The organism is Lysobacter sp. F6437, from assembly GCF_052547215.1.
In genome coordinates this window covers 30,204-48,099 of record NZ_JBQWRB010000005.1, presented here as the reverse complement: position 1 = coordinate 48,099, position 17,896 = coordinate 30,204, and the positions used below count along the sequence as shown (strand labels likewise).

At 68.7% G+C, this 17,896-nt stretch carries 14 protein-coding genes; 1 reads left to right on the top strand and 13 read right to left on the bottom strand.

Features of this window, described 5'->3' with window-relative positions:
• Window positions 1-141 precede the first annotated feature (141 nt).
• A complete protein-coding gene (locus tag ACT9F5_RS13305; RefSeq protein WP_445120444.1) occupies window positions 142-2,091 on the top strand; it encodes an acetyl-CoA hydrolase/transferase C-terminal domain-containing protein in 1,950 nt (649 codons plus the stop codon).
• Between the two features lie 120 nt (window positions 2,092-2,211).
• On the opposite strand, the gene tkt is transcribed toward ACT9F5_RS13305, so the two are convergent.
• The 13 genes from tkt to ACT9F5_RS13240 form a co-directional block, all read right to left on the bottom strand.
• Window positions 2,212-4,200: a transketolase gene (tkt, locus tag ACT9F5_RS13300; protein ID WP_445120443.1), complete on the bottom strand. Its 1,989-nt coding sequence runs from the start codon at window positions 4,198-4,200 to the stop codon at window positions 2,212-2,214.
• Between the two features lie 105 nt (window positions 4,201-4,305).
• Entirely contained in the window at window positions 4,306-5,625 is a 1,320-nt protein-coding gene (locus tag ACT9F5_RS13295) for a cation:dicarboxylate symporter family transporter (protein ID WP_445120442.1), read from the bottom strand.
• A gap of 78 nt (window positions 5,626-5,703) precedes the next feature.
• A complete protein-coding gene (locus ACT9F5_RS13290) occupies window positions 5,704-7,371 on the bottom strand; it encodes a BatD family protein (protein ID WP_445120441.1) in 1,668 nt (555 codons plus the stop codon).
• A gap of 5 nt (window positions 7,372-7,376) precedes the next feature.
• A complete protein-coding gene (locus ACT9F5_RS13285) occupies window positions 7,377-9,149 on the bottom strand; it encodes a VWA domain-containing protein (RefSeq protein ID WP_445120440.1) in 1,773 nt (590 codons plus the stop codon).
• Window positions 9,146-10,150 (bottom strand): VWA domain-containing protein, encoded by a 1,005-nt coding sequence (locus tag ACT9F5_RS13280; protein WP_445120550.1) that lies wholly within the window; start codon window positions 10,148-10,150, stop codon window positions 9,146-9,148. Before ACT9F5_RS13280 ends, ACT9F5_RS13285 begins: the two co-directional genes overlap by 4 nt.
• Before the next feature lie 47 nt (window positions 10,151-10,197).
• The gene (locus tag ACT9F5_RS13275; protein ID WP_445120439.1) at window positions 10,198-10,647 is read right to left on the bottom strand and encodes a DUF4381 family protein; all 450 of its coding nucleotides are present in this window, start codon (window positions 10,645-10,647) and stop codon (window positions 10,198-10,200) included.
• Complete coding sequence (locus tag ACT9F5_RS13270; protein WP_445120438.1) at window positions 10,647-11,543, bottom strand: DUF58 domain-containing protein; 897 nt, start codon at window positions 11,541-11,543, stop codon at window positions 10,647-10,649. The genes ACT9F5_RS13275 and ACT9F5_RS13270 overlap by 1 nt, the downstream gene beginning before the upstream one ends.
• Window positions 11,544-11,577: 34 nt before the next feature.
• The gene (locus tag ACT9F5_RS13265) at window positions 11,578-12,609 is read right to left on the bottom strand and encodes an AAA family ATPase (RefSeq protein ID WP_445120437.1); all 1,032 of its coding nucleotides are present in this window, start codon (window positions 12,607-12,609) and stop codon (window positions 11,578-11,580) included.
• 159 nt (window positions 12,610-12,768) lie between these two features.
• Window positions 12,769-14,733: a type IV pilus secretin PilQ gene (locus ACT9F5_RS13260; protein WP_445120436.1), complete on the bottom strand. Its 1,965-nt coding sequence runs from the start codon at window positions 14,731-14,733 to the stop codon at window positions 12,769-12,771.
• Window positions 14,734-14,749: 16 nt separating this feature from the next.
• Entirely contained in the window at window positions 14,750-15,283 is a 534-nt protein-coding gene (locus ACT9F5_RS13255) for a pilus assembly protein PilP (protein WP_445120549.1), read from the bottom strand.
• Window positions 15,284-15,338: 55 nt separating this feature from the next.
• Window positions 15,339-15,998 (bottom strand): type 4a pilus biogenesis protein PilO, encoded by a 660-nt coding sequence (locus tag ACT9F5_RS13250; protein WP_445120435.1) that lies wholly within the window; start codon window positions 15,996-15,998, stop codon window positions 15,339-15,341.
• Entirely contained in the window at window positions 15,995-16,786 is a 792-nt protein-coding gene (locus tag ACT9F5_RS13245) for a PilN domain-containing protein (RefSeq protein ID WP_445120434.1), read from the bottom strand. The genes ACT9F5_RS13250 and ACT9F5_RS13245 overlap by 4 nt, the downstream gene beginning before the upstream one ends.
• Window positions 16,786-17,844 carry a type IV pilus assembly protein PilM gene (locus ACT9F5_RS13240; RefSeq protein ID WP_445120433.1) on the bottom strand — a complete coding sequence of 353 codons (1,059 nt, stop codon included), beginning with the start codon at window positions 17,842-17,844 and terminating at the stop codon, window positions 16,786-16,788. Before ACT9F5_RS13240 ends, ACT9F5_RS13245 begins: the two co-directional genes overlap by 1 nt.
• Window positions 17,845-17,896: the final 52 nt, after the last annotated feature.

Genomic DNA, 17,896 nt, shown 5'->3' with positions numbered 1-17,896 from the left:
CCCGTAAATTGCTTCGTGCAGGAGCGACGCAAATCGCGACCGCACGGCGAACCCGGACACTGGCGCGTTCGCGACTTACGTCGCTCCTGCATCGGAACCGGTCTTGGGCGCTGCGGATTACCTCGGTGCGATACTCCAGCCATGACGACGCAGGCGCATTCCGGGGCCACCGTGCAACTCGACTCCATCGAGGCCGCGGTGGAGCTGATGCTGACCCGGATCGACGGTCCGTTGCAGGTCGGTGCGCCGCTCGGACTCGGCAAGCCGCACCGGTTGCTCAATGCCTTGTATGCGCGCGCGAGGACCGATGCGTCGCGACCGCTGCATCTCTACACGGCGCTGTCGCTGGACCCGCCCGCCGCGGGCAAGGGACTGGAAGGGCGCTTCCTCGGCCCGTTCGTGTCGCGCCACTTCGGCGACGACTTCCCGCGGCTGGACTACGTGGCGGCGATGCGTCGCGACGCGCTGCCGGCGCACATCGAGGTCGAGGAGTTCTACTTCCAGTCCGGCGCGCTGCTCGGTTCGAGCCAGGCGCAGCGGCGCTATGCCAGTCTCAACTACACCCATGTCGCGCGCGCCCTCGCCGACCGCGGCGTCAACTGCATCGTGCAGCGGGTCGCGCGCGAGCCCGGTGGCACGCGGTTGTCGTTGTCGTGCAACACCGACCTGACCTTCGACGCGATCGACGCCATCACTGCCGCCGGGCTGCCACGACCGCTGCTGGTCGCCGAGGTCGACCCGGAACTGCCGTGGCTGGATGGCAGCGCGGCGGTCGACGAGGGTTTCTTCGATGCGGTGGTGACGCCACCGGGGCCGCATCCGAAGCTGTTCGGCCTGCCGCGGCAACCGGTGAACGAGGTCGACTACGCGATCGGCTTCCACGCCAGTACCTTGGTGGTCGACGGCGGCACCCTGCAGATCGGCATCGGCGCACTGGCCGACGCGTTGTGCCACGCGCTGGCGCTGCGCCACACCGACAACGCCGCGTATCGCAAGGTACTCAAGGCGTTGCGTTCGCCGGCCACCGAGGACCCGTCGCTGGGGCCGTTCGCGCAAGGCCTGTATGGCTGCAGCGAAATGCTCAACGAAGGGTTCAAGCGGCTGGTCGAGGCCGGGGTAATCCGGCGCAAGGTGGTCGAGGACGAAGCGGTGATGCGACGGCTGGTCGAAGGCGGCGCGACCGACGATGACCACGCGCGGCTTGGGCGCGAAGGACAGTACCTGCATGGTGCGTTCTACCTCGGTTCGCACGACCTGTACGACTGGCTGCGCAATCTCGACGGCGACACCCGCCGCGCGATCGACATGCGCCGGGTCAGCTCGGTCAACGAGTTGTACGGCGGCAACGAGACGCTGGAGCGGCTGCAGCGCCGCGATGCGCGCTTCTTCAACAGCTGCATGATGGCGACCGTACTCGGCGCCGCGGTGTCGGACGCGCTGGAGGACGGCCGGGTGGTGTCGGGCGTCGGCGGCCAGTACAACTTCGTGGCGATGGCGCACGCCTTGCCGGGCGCGCGCTCGGCGCTGATGTTCCGCGCGGTACGGGATGCCGATGGGCACAGTCGTTCGAACGTGGTCTGGAACTACGGGCACACCACCATCCCGCGCCATCTGCGCGACATCTACATCAGCGAGTACGGCATCGCCGACGTGCGCGGCAAGGCCGACGAGGATTGCGTGGTGGCGATGGCCGGGATCTGCGATGCACGGTTCCAGCAGGACTTGCTGGAGACCGCGAAGGCCGAAGGCAAGCTGCGCCGGGATTTCGCTATGGATCCGCGCGCAGCGGACAACACCCCGGCGTGGCTGCGCGAGACGCTGGCGCCGCTGCGCTGCGACGGCACACTGCCCGACTACCCGCTGGGCAGTGATTTCACCGCGGTCGAGCAACGTCTGGTGAAGGCGCTGGCATGGCTGAAGGCGAATACCGGCAGCACGGCCGGCAAGCTGCGGACGGTGGCGCGGGCATTGCTGCGTGGCCATCGCGCCGATGCGGAGGCGATGGCGCGGATGGATCTGGAACGGCCCACCGGCTTCGGTGAGCACCTGGAAGCCCGCTTGCTGGCACTTGCCCTTCGCGAGACACGCTGATCCCGCCCCTTTGCCCCAAAGTGGCCTCTTCGTAGGAGCGGCTTCAGCCGCGATCGGGTGCTTGATCGCTCGAACCGATTTCCGATCGCGGCTGAAGCCGCTCCTACGAAAGCCTCGGGCTCAAAGTGAGTTGGCCGCCTCGATCACGCGCTCAACGGTGAAGCCGAAGTGCGGGAACAGCTTGCCCGCCGGGGCGCTGGCGCCGAAGGTGTCGATGCCGATCACCGCGCCGTCGAGACCCACGTACTTGCGCCAGAAGTCGGACACGCCGGCTTCGATCGCCACGCGCCTGCGGCAGGCGTTCGGCAGCACCGACTCGCGGTAGGCAGCGTCCTGGCGGTCGAACACGTCGGTTGACGGCATCGACACCACGCGCACGTCGTCGCCCAGCTGCGCGGCCGCCTGCATCGCCAACCCGACTTCCGAACCGGTCGCGATCAGGATCAGTCGCGGGTTGGCGCCACCTTCCTTCAGCACGTAGCCACCGCGCGCTATGTCGGCGACCTGTGCCTCGCTGCGCGGCTGGTGGTCGAGGTTCTGGCGCGAGAACACCAGGCAGCTCGGGCCGTTGCCGCGCTCGATCGCGGCGCGCCACGACACCGCCGACTCGACCGCATCGCAGGGGCGCCAGACGTCGTTGTTGGGGATGTAACGCAGGCTCGCGACGTGCTCGATCGGCTGGTGGGTCGGGCCGTCCTCGCCAAGGCCGATCGAGTCGTGGGTGTAGACGTGGATCGCGTGCGCGGCCATCAGCGCGCTCATGCGCACCGCGTTGCGGGCGTAGTCGCTGAACACCAGGAAGGTGGCGTCGTACGGGATGAAGCCGCCGTGCACCGACAGGCCGTTGCTGATCGCGGTCATCGCGAATTCGCGCACGCCGAAGTAGATGTAGTTGGCATCGGCGTCGTCGGTGGCGACCGACTTGCTGCCGCTCCACAGGGTCAGGTTGGAATGGGCCAGGTCGGCCGAGCCGCCGACCAGTTCCGGCAGCAGCGGCGCGAATGCCTCGATCGCCATCTGCGAGGCCTTGCGCGAGGCCACGACCGGACCCTCGGCCTGCAGCTTGGCGATGTAGGCGTCGGCCTGCTCGACGAAGTCCGCCGGCAGCTCGGCATGCGAGCGTCGGGTCAGCTCGTCGGCCAACTCCGGGTAGCGCTGCGCGTAACCGTCGAACGCACGGTTCCACTGCTCCTCGCGGACCAGGCCGGCGTTGCCGGCGCGCCAGCCATCGTAGATTTCCGGGGCGATATGGAATGCATCGTGCTCCCACGCCAGCGCGCCGCGGGTGGCGATGATCTCGTCCGGCCCGAGCGGGGCGCCGTGGCTGGACTCCTTGCCGGCCTTGGCCGGGGAACCGTAGCCGATGGTGGTGCGGCAGCAGACCAGGGTCGGCTTGTCGTTGCTGAGCATCGCCGCGTCGATCGCGCGCTTGATCGAGTCGCTGTCGTGGCCGTCGACGCCACGGATCACATTCCAGCCGTAGGCCTCGAACCGCGCCGGAGTGTCGTCAGTGAACCAGCCGTCGGTGTTGCCGTCGATGCTGATCCTGTTGTCGTCCCAGAACGCGACCAGTTTGTGCAGTCCCCAGGTGCCGGCCAGCGAGGCGGCCTCGTGCGAGATGCCCTCCATCAGGCAACCGTCGCCCATGAACACCCAGGTGCGGTGGTCGACGATCGCGTGCTCGGGACGGTTGAATCGTTGCGCCAGCAGCTTCTCGGCGAGCGCCATGCCGACCGCATTGGCGAAGCCCTGGCCGAGCGGACCGGTGGTGGTCTCCACGCCCGGGGTCATGAAGTTCTCCGGATGGCCCGGGGTCTTCGACTCCAGCTGGCGGAAATTCTTCAGGTCATCGATCGACAGGTCGTAACCCGACAGGTGCAGCAGCGCGTACTGCAGCATCGAGCCGTGGCCGTTGGACAGCACGAAGCGGTCGCGGTTGAACCAGCCCGGGTTGTTCGGGTTGTGGCTGTAGTAGTCGTTCCACAACACCTCGGCGATGTCGGCCATGCCCATCGGCATGCCCGGGTGGCCGGAATTGGCCGCCTGCACCGCGTCGATGGCGAGGAAGCGGATGGCGTTGGCGAGGTCGCGACGGGTCGGCGTAGGCATGATGGGATCGATGGCGAAAAACAGCCGTCATTGTCCCATCCCGCCGGGGCCGTGTCGCCCCGGGCTGGAATCCGCCGCCAGCAAAGGGGCAGGCGGCGCGCGGGCTCAGTCGGCCAGCAACTCCGGCGGCGGGTCCGCCTCGCCGCGCGAGACCACCGCCGCCGCGGCCAGGTCGCCGGTGACGTTGAGGGTGGTGCGGCACATGTCGAGGAAGCGGTCGACGCCGAGGATGATGCCGATGCCTTCCGGCGGCACCCCGACCATGCCGCAGATCAATGCGATCACCGGCAGCGAGCCGGCCGGTACGCCGGCGGTGCCGATGCCGCCGAGGATGCACACGAACATCACCGTGACCTGTTGCACCAGCGACAGCTCGACCCCGAAGAATTGCGCCAGGAACAGCACGGTAACACCCTCGAACAGCGCCGTGCCGTTCTGGTTGGCGGTCGCGCCGACGGTCAGCACGAAGCGCGAGATCTTGCGCGGCAGGCCGAGCTGCTCGTCGGCCACGCGCAGCGCGGTCGGCAGGGTCGCGTTGCTGGATGCGGTCGAGAACGCCATCACCATCGCTTCCTGCGAGCCCTTGAAGAACTTCAGCGGCGAATAGCCGCCGGCGAACTTCAATGCCAGCGAGTAGACCACGAACATGTGCAACGCCAGCGCCAGCACGACCACGCCGACGTACGCACCCAGCCGCACCAGCAGGTCCCAGCCGAACAGCGCGGCGAGGTTGAACATGAAGCAGAACACCGCGTACGGCGCCAGCTTGATCACCAGCCCGATCAGGGTCATCGAGACCTCGAACAGGCCCTCGATGCCGCGTTGCAGGGTGTCGGTGGCGGCGCTGCGGGTCAGCACCAGGCCGATGCCGACCATGATCGCGAAGAACATCACCGCCAGGATGGAGTTGTTGGCGGCGGCGGTGATCACGTTGCTGGGCACGATCGACAACAGCATGTCCATGCCCTGCGGCTGACCGGTGCTGCTGCTGACGATCGCCGCCGCGCGCTCGGAGCCCTCCGCCAGCATCTGCTCGGCGGCGGCGCGATCGACGCCGACGCCCGGCTGCAACCAGTTGACCAGCACCAGCCCGATCACCACCGCGATGCCCGACACCACCACCGTGTAGGCCAGCGTCTTCCAGCCGACCCGACCGAGCGAGCGCACGTCGCCCATCTCGGCGATGCCGACCACCAGCGCCGAGAACAGCAGCGGGATGATCAGCATGAAGATCAGCCGCAGGAACAACTGCCCGGCTGGCTGGGTGACGTAGGTGGTGAGCCACTGCACCCAGTCGGCGTCGGCGCCGGAGGTGTAGTACGCGATCATGCCCAGCAACAGGCCGGCCACGAATCCGATCGCCATCTTCCAGTGCAACGGCATCTTGCGCTTGGCGGTGTTGGCGCCGGTATTCGCTTCCGTCATCGTCGTGCAGTTCCCCTCGTAGGTGCGGGCGAGCTTAGCAAACCCGGCCTGTCGCGCCGGCGGCCCGGCGGCGAGGGGTCAGGCGTCGGGATACAGCGGCGGCAGTGGCGGCCTGGCGACGGTCGGTACCTCGCGCCACCGGGGGCCGCGGGCGAAGGCGGTACGCATCAGGCCACGGGCGGCGACGCCATCGCCACCGCCCCAGCGCGCGTGCTGCAGCGCGTCGATGGCGTCGCGCTGCGCTGCGTCGTCGAGCCGCGTCCGGACTTCGTCCAGGTTCGATGCAGGGGGGCGCGCCAATGCGCACAAACTGTCGGCAACGTCGGCGAAATCGCCGATAGCGAGCGCGCGCTTGAACGCTGCCGGGTCCGGCTTGGTGGTGGCGCCCGGCGAAACCGGCCGGGGGGTCGTGACCGCAGTGGCCGGAGCGCTGCGATGCAACCCCCACAGCAGGGTCAGCAGCCACAACGCCGCGAACAGCAGGGTCGCCAGCACCCAGCCGCGACTCGCCCCGTGCAGCGTGCCCTGCAATGTCGACTCGGTGGCGGGCGGCGGCACCGGTTGGGATGTCACGCCCCCCGGTGCGGTGGCGACCGTCTGGCCCCCAGTGGCGGCAGGCGTGCCGGCGACCTGCCATTGCAGCGGCGGCAACCGGGTGCTGCGGGCCTCGCCGGCGCCCACGTCCCACCAGTCCAGCGCCAGCCCGGCCAGTTCCACCGCGCCACCGCGGGTCGGCACCAGCGAGAAGCTGCGCGTCAGCGTGACCTGCGGGCGGCCGTCCTTGAAGCGCTCATCGGCCTGCACCGGTTCGGCGAACACCTGCACGCCGTCGATCGGCGGCAGTTGCAGCTCGGGCATCTGCGCGGCGCTGACGCCATCGGCGATCGCCTCGACGGTCAGCGTGGCGGCGCTGCCCACGCGCAGCTCCTGCGGGGTCGACCGGTAGTTCAGCCGCAGGTCGTGCAGCGGCAGCCAGGGTTGCGGCGCCCCGGCCGGCGCGGGGAGCACCTCGAGTGAACGCGGCGCGGCGCTGGCCTGCAACGCACCACTTCGACCGAGGAAGTCGTCGAAGAAGCCGGTGGCGCCCCGCCCCTCGAAGGTCGCGCCCGGGATCTGCAACGCGCCGCTGCGTTCCGGGATCAGCAGGTAGCGGCGCTCGACCACGTTGTAGCGGCGCCCGTCGATCTCGCGGCTGTACTGGGCATCGTCGCCGACCTGGCGCAGGGTGGCGCCATCGGGGGCGGGCTGGTCGAGTTCACCCGACACCAGCGGCACCGCCGAGTACAGCCGTACCACCAGTCCCACCGCCTGCTGCACATAGGGACTGGTGTCATCGGCCTCGCTTTCGAGGAAGACGTCGTCGCCCGCGCGCGCCGGGGTGCGGGTACTGGCCGGGGTGACTACCAGCGACAGCGGCGAGGTGCGGTCGTTGCCGACGCGCAATGCGGGAATGGTCAGCACGCCGTCACGGCGCGGCTTCAGCGCGACCGCGTACAGGGTGCGGCTCTGCATGCGTCCGTTGCTGAGCTCGACCTGCCGGCTGCTGCTGTGGCCGCTGATCCCGAACTCCGGCTCCAGCGGGTCGTAGTCAGGGCTGGCGCCGGCATCGGTCTGGATGTTGAGGGTGACGGTTTCACCCAGGGCGATGCGGTCGCGGTCGAGCCAGGCGCGGGTCTGCGCGCCCGCCGCCAGGCTGGTCATCGCCAGCAACAACAGCACCACGGTTTGCAGCACGCTTCGCGACATCGGTGTCATTCCTCCCATCCGCCCTGCATCCGGCGACGCTGGTGCTCGAGCCTGAATTTTTCGCGCAGCAGTCCGCCGGGGTCATCCGGGATCCGTCGCAGCCATGCTTCGTTGGCCAGTCGGCGCTCGCGCTGCTCCGGCGATTCGGTCGGGCCGGCCTCCGCGGGATCGTCGGCCTTTCCATCTTCCTTCGCTGCCTGCAATGCCTCCTGCATGCGCTGGCGCTGGGCCTCGTTGGCGGATTGCTGGGCCGCGGCGTCGGCCGGGCGGGGCTGCTCCGGCGGTGTGTCCTGCGGAGTGCTGTCACCGGCGTCGTCAGGTTGCGACTGCGGTGGCTGCGATGGTGGAGACTTGGGTGGTTGGCCTTGACCCTGCTGCTGCGACGACGAGTTACCCTCGCCTTCCTGCTGCGGTTCACCGGTGTCGCCGCTGGACGCATCGTCCTTGCTGTCCGATGGCTTGTTCTTCTCCTGCTGCCCGCCCTTGGGCGGCTTGCGCTTCATCGCCGCCTCGACCGCGCGCTTGTTGGCGATCGCGTCCTGCATGTCCGGCGACTGTCGCAACGCTTGCCGGTAGGCCTCGACGGCCGCAGGGTAGTCGCCCGCCTTGGCCAGCGCATTGCCCTGGTTGTACTGGGCATTGGCGCTGTCGAGTCCGCCGTACAGTTGGGCGGCGCGCTTGAAATCACCGTCGCGGTAGGCCTGCGCCGCCTGTTGCATCTGCTCGTGTGCCGCCTGGTCAGGACGTTGCCACAGCTCGGCGGCCTGCACGCCGCGGCCCGGCAGCCACAACACCAGCACCACCAGCGCGACCGGCGCGCCGCGGCGGAACGCCAGCAGTGCCAGCAACATCAGCGGCAACAACAGCCAGTAGCCGTCGTCGTGCCAACTGCGGCCGCTCTCTCCCTGTGTGGTCTCGGCGCCGGTCGACATCGGGTCGAGCACGCCAAGCGATTGCAGGTCGCTGATGTCGTCGCTGAGGCCAGCATAGTCACCGCCGCCCGCTTGGGCGAGCTGGCGCAGCGAAGCCGCATCCAGGGCTGCCGTGACTAGAGTGCCTCCGGCGTTGCGATAGGGCGCGCCCTGCGTACTGCCGAGCCCGAGCACGGACACGCGATAGCCACTTGCGCGCGCCGACGCGGCGGCATCGCGCGCATCCGCATCGGCATGGTCGGTCAACAACAGGATCCGGCCGCGGTCGAAGCCGGCCTGTTGCAACAGCTTCGCCGACCACGAGATCGCACGGTCGGCACGCTGGCCGTCGACCGGCATCACGCCGGGATGCAACGCATCGAGGAACAGGACGACGTTGGCCGCGTCCTCGGTCAGCGGTGCCACCGTGTATGCGTCGTCGGCGTAGACGACAAGGCCAACCTGGCCGCCGTCGCGCTCGGCCAGCAGGGTTTCGAGCTTCGCCCGCGCCCGCGCGAGCCGCGAGGGTGGCAGGTCACTGGCGAGGCTCGCGCTGGACAGGTCGAGCGCGACCACCAGTGGCGTGCGCGCCTGCCACAACGGCTGCTCGGTCTGCCGCCAACTCGGCCCGGCGAGTGCCAGTACCGCCAGCAGGTAGCCAAGCATGCCGAACACCAATGCGAGTTGGCCACGGCCTGCAGTGCCCCGATCGAGCAACCTGGGCAGCAGGTGCGGATCGACCGCATCGCGCCAGACGTTCGCGGCCCGCCGTCGCCGCAGCCACCACCACGCCAGCAGCGGCAGCGCGACAAATGCCCACAGCCAGTCCGGGCGAAGGAAGTGCAGTGCCGACGGATCGATGCTCATGCCAGCCTCCGACGCGGCCACGCGAAACCCAACAGACCGAATGCGAACGCTACCGTCAACGGAGCCGCGTAGCGTTCGATCCGCGGCCGCACCGCCTCACCCGCCCGCTCGACCGGCTCCAACCGGTTGATCTCGGCATAGATCCCGGCCAGTTGCGCGGTGTCACGGGCACGGAAGAACCGGCCGCCGGTGGTTTCGGCGATCGCGCGCAGGGTGTCCTCGTCGATCTCGTCACCGGCGCCGGGCATCGGCATCTGGAAGCCGAACAGCGACAGCGAACCGTCGCCACCGAATGCGATGGTGTAGACCCGCACATTGGATGCCGCGGCCAGTTCGGCAGCCTTCATCGGATCGAGCATGCCCGCAGTATTGACGCCGTCGGTCAGCAGGATCACCACGTGTTCCTCGTCCGCCCCGGGGTTCTGCGACGCGCCGCGCAGGCGCTTGACCGCCAACCCCAGCGCATCGCCGATCGCGGTCTCCTGCCCGGCCAGTCCGACCACACTGTCGGCCAGTTGCTGGCGCACGCTTTCGCGGTCGAGCGTGAGCGGTGTCAGTGCGTAGGCGCGGCGGCCGAACACCAGCAGGCCGACGCGGTCGCCATCGCGGCGATCGAGGAAATCGGCGAGCACGGCCTTGGCCGCGGTCAGGCGGTCGACCGGCCGCCCACCGAGCTGCATGTCCGGCTCGCTCATGCTGCCCGACAGGTCGAGCACGAGCATCAGTTCGCGACCGGCCTGCGGCGGCTGGATCGCCTCGCCAAGCACCTGCGGTCGCGCCGCTGCGAAACACAGCAGCACCCATGCCAGCCAGTACAGCCACGGGATACGGCCACCCCGCAGGCTGACCCCACCGTGCGCGATCGATTCCAGGCGGTGACCGAATGGCACGTTCAGCGCGGCCGATGCGCTGCGTCGCGGAGGCAGCAGCCAGCGCGCCAACAGCGGCAATGGCAGCGCCAGCAGCAGCCAGGGCCAGGCGAAACCGGCGAAACCGGGCATGACCGTGCCGAGCAGCTCGGTGAATGACCCGGCGAGTCCCTCGACACTCATCGTCCGGCCTTTCCTCGCCGCAGCGTCCATTCCAGGAAGCGCGCGCGCGCGACGGCTCGCAGTTCGTCGACCTGCCGTGGATCGACCTCCGGCCGATAGCCGCCTTCCAGCAGCAACCGGCCCGGCGCTTCACCGAGGTCGACGAGTTCCAGCCATGCATCGCCGTGCAGGCGGTCGGCGCTCGGGTCGACCCGACGGGCGGCACGCCGCAGCAACTCCGAGATCGCGGCGACCTGCGCCGGGGGAGTAGTGGCGGCGGCGACGGCGGTGTCGAACACGGCTGCAATGGCGCGCCGACGCTTGCGCTTGCGGGCGCTCCACCAGGCCCATGCCGCAATTGCCAGCAACAGCAACGCGGCCAGCAGCCACCAGCCCGGCGCCGGCGGCCACCACGGCGGTGCGGGCGGCTGGTGGATGTCGCGCAGGACCAGGCTGGGGTCGGCCATCACGCCACCATCGGCCGGGCCCGGCCCAGCAGCGGCAGCCACGAGTCACTGGCCGCGTCGGTGGACAGCGTCTGCACGCGGATGCCGCGCGCGGGCAGCGATTCCAGTGCGGCTTCCAGCGGGCGGGTGAACTCGGCGCGCCAGCGTTGGCGCCGGCTGGCGTCGCCGAGATCGAGCTCGACCCGCGAGCCACCGCTGCGGAACGGAAGCGTGGCCGCAGGCGGCGCCAGCTCCAGCGGGTCGGTCAGCAGCAGCACGATCACCTCGTGGTGCTGCGCGAGCACCGGCCAGCGCCGCGCAGGCAGCTCGGCGACGCTGTGCGGATCGGCCAGCACGACCAGCCGCGAACCGGGACGCAGCAGACGTTGCGCATGGTCGAGCGCAACCGTGAGCCCGGCGTCGTCCGGTGGCGGTCGGGAGTACCAGCGCGCCAACGCATCGAGCACGCGGAGGGCGCCACGCGGGCCACCCGCCGGCGTCACCGGCGGTTCGCGGTCACTGCCGCGCAGGGCGGCAATGCGATCGCCGTCCCGCGCGGCGGCCCAGGCTGCGATCGCGCCGGCACGCGCCGCCTGTACCGACTTGAAGCGCACCCGGGTACCGAAGTACAGCGACGGCGCCGTATCGGCGACGATCAGGCTCAGTCGCTCGCGTTCGGCCTGGTAGACCTTGCTGTGTGCGCGCCCGGTGCGCGCGGTGACCCGCCAGTCGATATGGCGGGCGTCGTCGCCGGCAATGTACTCGCGCGACTCGGCGTACTCCATGCCGCGGCCGCGCAATGGCGACAACGACTGGCCGCTGATGCCGTGGCGTCCGAGCCGGGCATTGCGTCGACCGCCGGCCAGCGCGCGCAGGGCGACCAGTTCGGCAAGCGTCGGGGTGATGCCGTCGGTCACGCCAGTCGCCCCACTCCACTCGTGGCGCCGCGGTTCACGGCAGCGGCACCTTTGCCAGCAGTTCGCCGACCAGGCGGTCGCCGTCCCAGCCTTCGGCGGTGGCCTCGTAACTGGGCAGGATGCGGTGGCGCAGCACGTCCGGAGCGATCGCACGGATGTCGTCGGGGGTCACGTAATCGCGTCCTGCCAGCCAGGCGTGCGCGCGTGCGCAGCGTTCCAGCGCGATCGAACCGCGCGGGCTCGCGCCCCAGGCGATGCGCTGGCCAAGTTCGGCGTCGTAGCGCCGAGCATCGCGCGATGCCAGCACCAGTTCGACCAGATAGCGCTCGACCGCCGGGGCGACGTGCAACTGCAGCACCGCGGCGCGCGCGGCGAACACGTCGGCCTGCGGCATCCGCTGTTCCAGAACCCGCGCAGGTTGCAGCACCTCGCGTGCACGCTCGCGCGCCAACCGCAGGATCTCGGTTTCCGCCGCGGCCTCGGGATAGCCGATGCGGACATGCATGAGGAAGCGGTCGAGCTGCGCCTCCGGCAGCGGGAACGTCCCCTCCTGTTCGATCGGGTTCTGCGTGGCCATCACCAGGAACAGCGGCGGCAACGGATAGGTCGCTCGACCCACGGTGACCTGGCGTTCGCCCATCGCCTCCAGCAACGCCGACTGCACCTTGGCCGGAGCCCGGTTGATTTCATCGGCAAGCAGGATCGGGTGGAAGATCGGTCCGGGCTGGAACTCGAAGCGGCCGTCCTGCGGGCGCCAGACCTCGGTACCGGTCAGGTCGGACGGCAGCAGGTCGGGAGTGAACTGGACGCGGGCGAAGTCGGCTTCCAATCGCTCCGCAAGCGCGCGGATGGCGCTGGTCTTGGCCAGCCCGGGCGCGCCCTCGACGAGGAGGTGGCCATCGGCGAGCAGTGCGATCAGGAGGCGCTCGATCAACGCGGACTGGCCGACGATTTCAGCCGACAGCGCATCGCGCAATTGCATGAATGCCTGGTGCAGGCGGGTCGACTCGGCGCTGCGGGCTTCGGGCGCGCGCTCGGGGCGGCTGTCGATCGCGGTGTCTTCCATCGGCGTCTCGGGTGCGGGGCTGGACCGAGTTTGACCGATGTGGCGTGACGAGGTTCAGCCGACGGTGGGGCGGATTCAGGTTCTGCGACGAACGCCCGGTATCCCCCCAACGCAAACGGGGCCCGAAGGCCCCGTCGCGTCTGTCGATGAAGGAGATGCTCAGCGGTGGTTGCGCTGCGCGACCTCGAGCACCTTCGGGGTCACGAAGATCAGCAGCTCGGCCTTCTCCTTGCTGCGTCCCTTCTTCTTGAACAGGTTGCCAAGGAACGGGATGTCGCCCAGGAACGGCACCTTGCTGACGTCATCGCGGTCGGCGAACTCGTAGACGCCACCGACCACCACGGTCTGGCCGTCCTCCACCAGCACCGCGGTGTTGACCGAGCGGGTGCTGATCTGCGGCACGTCGCCGATCGAGGTATCCACGAAGCCCTCGATCTCGTCCTTCTTGACGTTGAGGTTGAGGAACACGCGGCCGTCGTTGGTGATGGTCGGGGTGACCTTCATCTCCAGCACGACTTCCTTGAACTGCACGCTCGGGGTGGCGACACCGCCGGCGGTGGCCGGCTGGATGGTCACGTAACCGACTTCCCGGCCCTGCTTGATCACCGCCTCGCGCTGGTTGCTGGTGACGATGCGCGGGTTGGAGATCACCTCGCCACGACCTTCCTGCTGCATTGCGGACAGCCGCACGTCGAGCGCGTAGCCGGCGTTGAGCAGCGACAGCGCGACCGCACCGGCGGGGTTGGTGACGCCCAGGTTGGTCATCAGGCCCCGCGTCAGGGTCGGTATGGTGCCTTCTTCGGCCGCCTCGACGAGCGAGTTCTGCGTGTCGATATTGTTTTTGATCGTGCTGTTGAAGTACGCCTTGCCGTCATTGGTGACGCCCGACACGCCGAACTCGGCGCCCAGCTCACGCATGAAGCTCTCGGTGGCGACCACCACGCGCGCCTCGATCACGACCTGGTCGACCGGGCGGTCGATCTCGCCGATCAGTTCCTTCATCGCCTCGACCTTCTCCGGCGTGTCGCTGATCATCAAGGTGTTGGTGCGCCCGTCGGCAACCAGCCGGCCGCGCGAGGACAGGAAGCCGGTATCGACGTTGCCCCCTTGGCCACCACCCGCACCCGAGCCGCCGATGCCCTTGGCCTCGGTCAGCATTTTGAAGATCTGCTCGGCGTTGTGGTAGTTGATCTGGATGTACTCGGTGACCAGCTCGACCCGGTTCGACATCGCGATCCGCGCGTCGGCCTTGTCCTGCTCGTACTTGGCCAGCTCGGCCTGCGGGGCCACCCAGATCACGTTGCCGCTGCGGCGCTTGTCCAGGCCCTTGGCGCGCAACACGATGTCCAGCGCCTGGTCCCACGGCACGTTGACCAGCCGCAGGGTGACGTTGCCGGTGACGCTGTCGGCGGCGACGAGGTTGAGGTTGGACTCCTCGGCGACCAGTTGCAGCACGGTGCGTACGGGCACGTCCTGGAAGTTGAAGGTGACCGGTCGGCCGCTGTAGGTCTTGGTGTCGCTGGTGGTGGCGCTGGTGGCGCCCATCGCGACATCGTTGTCGTTGCTTTCGGCCCTGGCGACGGCGACCGCCGCGCGTGGCACGACCTCGACGATGTATTCGTTACCGGTCTGGTAGGCCATCGACTCGTACGCGCCCTCGGTGTCCAGCACCAGGGTGGTGCCGCCGCCGGTGCTGCGGGCACTTATCTGCTCGACCGGGGTGGCGAAGTCGGAGACGTTGAGCGGCTTCTGCAGCGAAGCCGGCAGCGATGCGTTGCCGACGCTGATGACGACCTGGCCGCTTTCGTTGCGCAGGTCCGGCGCGGCGCCTTCACCGCTGAAGCGCAGGATCAGCCGGCCGGCGCCGCCGTCACCGCGCTTGAAGTCGATGTTCGACACCGAGATCGCGCCCGGCAACTGCTTGGCGGGGTCGAGGCTCGAGGCCGGTGCGACCTGCGCGAGCAGGGCCGGGGCGAACGTCGCGCCCGCCGTGGGCGTGGCCGCCTGGACGGCGCTGAACGCGGCCAGCGTGCCCAGCACCAGGCCGAAGCCGGCGCTGCGCGCAACTGCCCGCGAGAGGGGGCGCCGGGCAGGCCGCGATCGTGTGGCTTTGAAAACGGTCATCGTGCAATCCCCCAATCTATTGATCTTCTAAGGCAACGGTGGCTGGACGTTCGAGCCAGCCCCCGGCGCCGTCTGGAACCAGTTCCACCAACTCGATGCGGTCCTCGAGCACGTCGGTCACCCGGCCGTCGCTCTGCCCCATGTATGCACCGGGTCGAACTCGATACGTCACCTTGTCCGGCGCCATCACCAGCGCCACGATCGAACCCCCATCGCCGAGCGTGCCGACCATGTCCAGGCTGTCGAGCGGGAACTGCTCTAGCGTCTGCTTGCGCCGGTCCGAATCCGGACGCGGGCCGCTGCCGTTGCTGCGGTCGGTGAACGCGTTGCTGAAGGGATCGCGAAGTCCCTGCGCCGCGTATTCGAAGGTTTCGAACTGCTGCATCACCGGCAACGGGTCCAGCGGCGGTGCCGGGCGGGCCTTGACCTCGGCCACCCAGGTCTCGAGGTTCGGTGCATCGCCCGGAGTGCTGGTCACGCCGCGCGAGCAGCCGGCCACGGCCAACACCACCAGCGTGCCGACCAGCAAGCGCGGCACGCGTGCGGGCATGTCTGCGGAAAGCGCACGGGGCAGCACCCCGGTGCGAACGGTCAGGTCACGCATCTCAGGCTCCCCCCTTGCCGGCTTCGGCCTGCGTACTCTCGGCCATTTCCTCTTCGTCGAGGTAACGGTAGGTTTTCACGGTGCCGGCCAGTTCGAGCGGCGAGTTGGTGGTGATGCCGCCCTTCGCCTCGCCCCGCGGCTTCAACGAGATGTCGTGCATGGTCATGATGACCACGCGCGGCAACGAAGCCACGCCACTGACGAATCCACCGAACTGGTGGTAGGTACCCACCATGCGCAGCGCGATGGGCTTTTCGGCGTAGAACTCCTTGGGCTGCTCCGGACCGGGCTGGAACAGCTCGTTGCTGATGCCGGTGGCGAGCGCGGTTTGCGAGATATCGACGATGAGGTCGGGCATCTCGGTCTTGCTCGGCAACTGCCGCAGCATCTGCTGCAACTGCTGCTCCATCTGCGCGAGCTGCTGCTTGAGCGGCTCCAGGTTGGAGGCACGCCCCTGCTTGGTCTCGAATTCGGTGCGCAGGTCGGTTTCGGTACGCTCCAGCCCGGCGAGCTGCTCGCGCTGGTCGCGCACGAACACCCACCACGACAGGCCAACGATCAGCAGGCCGATGATCACGCACAGGCCGACCTTGGCCTGTTGCGGCCAGCCACCGATGTTGTTGAAGTCGAGTTCTTTGAGGTTGATCTTCTTCTGGCTCACGACGCGGCTCCTGCAGCGGGGGCGGCGGTGGTTTCAGCGGCATCCCCGGTGGCGTCATCGCCCTCGGCCGGGTCAGCTTCGACCGCCTCGGCAGCCGCTGCGTCCGCAGGTTCGGCGGCTTCAGGTGCAGCGGCTTCAGTATCGGCGGTCGCGGGAGCGGCACCGTCAACCGGGGTGGCCTCGGCGTCGGCGGTCACCGCCGGCACCGGGTCGGGAATGCCATCGCCATCCTCGTCCTTCGGCGCGTTCGGATTGGCCAGCTTGACCATCAGCTTGAACTCGTACGGCAGGCCCTTGTCGGTACCGCGCGCCTCGATGATCGACAACTCCGGGTTGGTCATCCAGCCCGAGCCCTCGAGGTTGCGCATGTAGGTACTGACCCGCGCGTTGGACTGCGACCGACCTTCCAGGGTCAGCGTCTCGCTGTCCTGCTTGATCGAGGTCAGGACCACGCCGTCGGGGATCGTGCGCACCAGCGAATCGAACAGGTGGACCATCTGCGAGCGGTTGGCCTGCAGCTTCTCGATGACTTCCTTGCGCGCGAGCAGCTTCGACTTCTTCTTGTCGAGCTCCTCGATCTCGGCGATCTGCTTGTCGACCTCGGTGATCCGGGTCTTGAGGAAGTCGTTGCGCTCGTTCTGGCCGTCGATCTGGCCGTTGTAGAAGCCGATGATCAGGAACGACAGCACCACCGCCGCCAGCGCCGACAGCGCCAGCATCGTCATCGCGTCCTTCTGGCGCTGCTTGCGGCGCTCGGCGCGCCACGGAAGAAGGTTGATCCGTGCCATCAGTCGAAGCTCCTCAGGGCCAGGCCGCAGGCAATCATCAGCGCGGGGGCGTCCTGGGCCAGCGCATGCGCCTGCACGCGCGGGCCGAGGGTCATGTGGGCCAGCGGGTTGGCGACCATGGTCGGCACGCCCAACTGCTCTTCGACCATCTGGGCGATGCCCGGGATCGCGGCGCAACCACCGGCGATCACGATCTGGTCGACCCGGTTGAATTCGCTGCCGGCATAGAAGAACTGCAGCAGGCGGCTGACCTGCTGGACCATCGCCTCCTTGAATGGCTCCAGCACCTCGGTCTCGTAGGTATCGGGCAACCCGCCCTGGCGCTTGGCCAGGCCAGCCTCCTCGTAGCTGAGGCTGTAGCGGCGCATGACTTCGTCGGTCAGCTGCTTGCCGCCGAACACCTGCTCGCGGCTGTAGAGGCTGCGGCCGTTGCGCAACACGTTGAGGGTGGTCATGGTCGCGCCCGAATCGATCAGCGCGACCAGCCCGTCCTTGGGTGCGCTGAGCTGGTCGGCCAGCAGCGCGAAGGCGTTCTCGATCGCGAACGCCTCGACATCCATCACCTTCGGCGCCAATCCGCCCATCTCCAGCGCCGAGGCGCGGACCTCGACGTTCTCGGCGCGGGACGCGGCCAGCAGGATCTGCACCGACTCGTTGCTGCCGGGCACCGGGCCCAGCACCTCGAAGTCGAGGTTCACTTCCTCGATCGGATACGGCACGTAGTTGACCGCTTCCAGTTCGACCTGGGCCTCAAGCTCGTCGCCCTCCAGGTCGGCGGCCATCGGGATCACCTTGGTGATCACCGCCGAGCCGGCGACCGCGGCGGCGGCATGCTTGGCCCGGGTGCCGGAGCGGGCGACCGCGCGCTTGATCGCCTCGCCGACGGCCTCGGGCTCAACGATGTTCTTCTCCACCACCGCGTTGGGCGGCAGCGGTTCGACCGCGTAATGCTCCACGCGATAGCGGTTGCCCGCTCGCGAAAGCTGCAGAAGCTTGACCGCAGTCGAACTGATATCCACGCCGACGAGCGCCGGCTGGCTTTTGGTAATGACACCCACTGTTATCTCCCCTTGCCCCTGCGCCCGGTCACGCGTCCGCGCGCATTTCCCG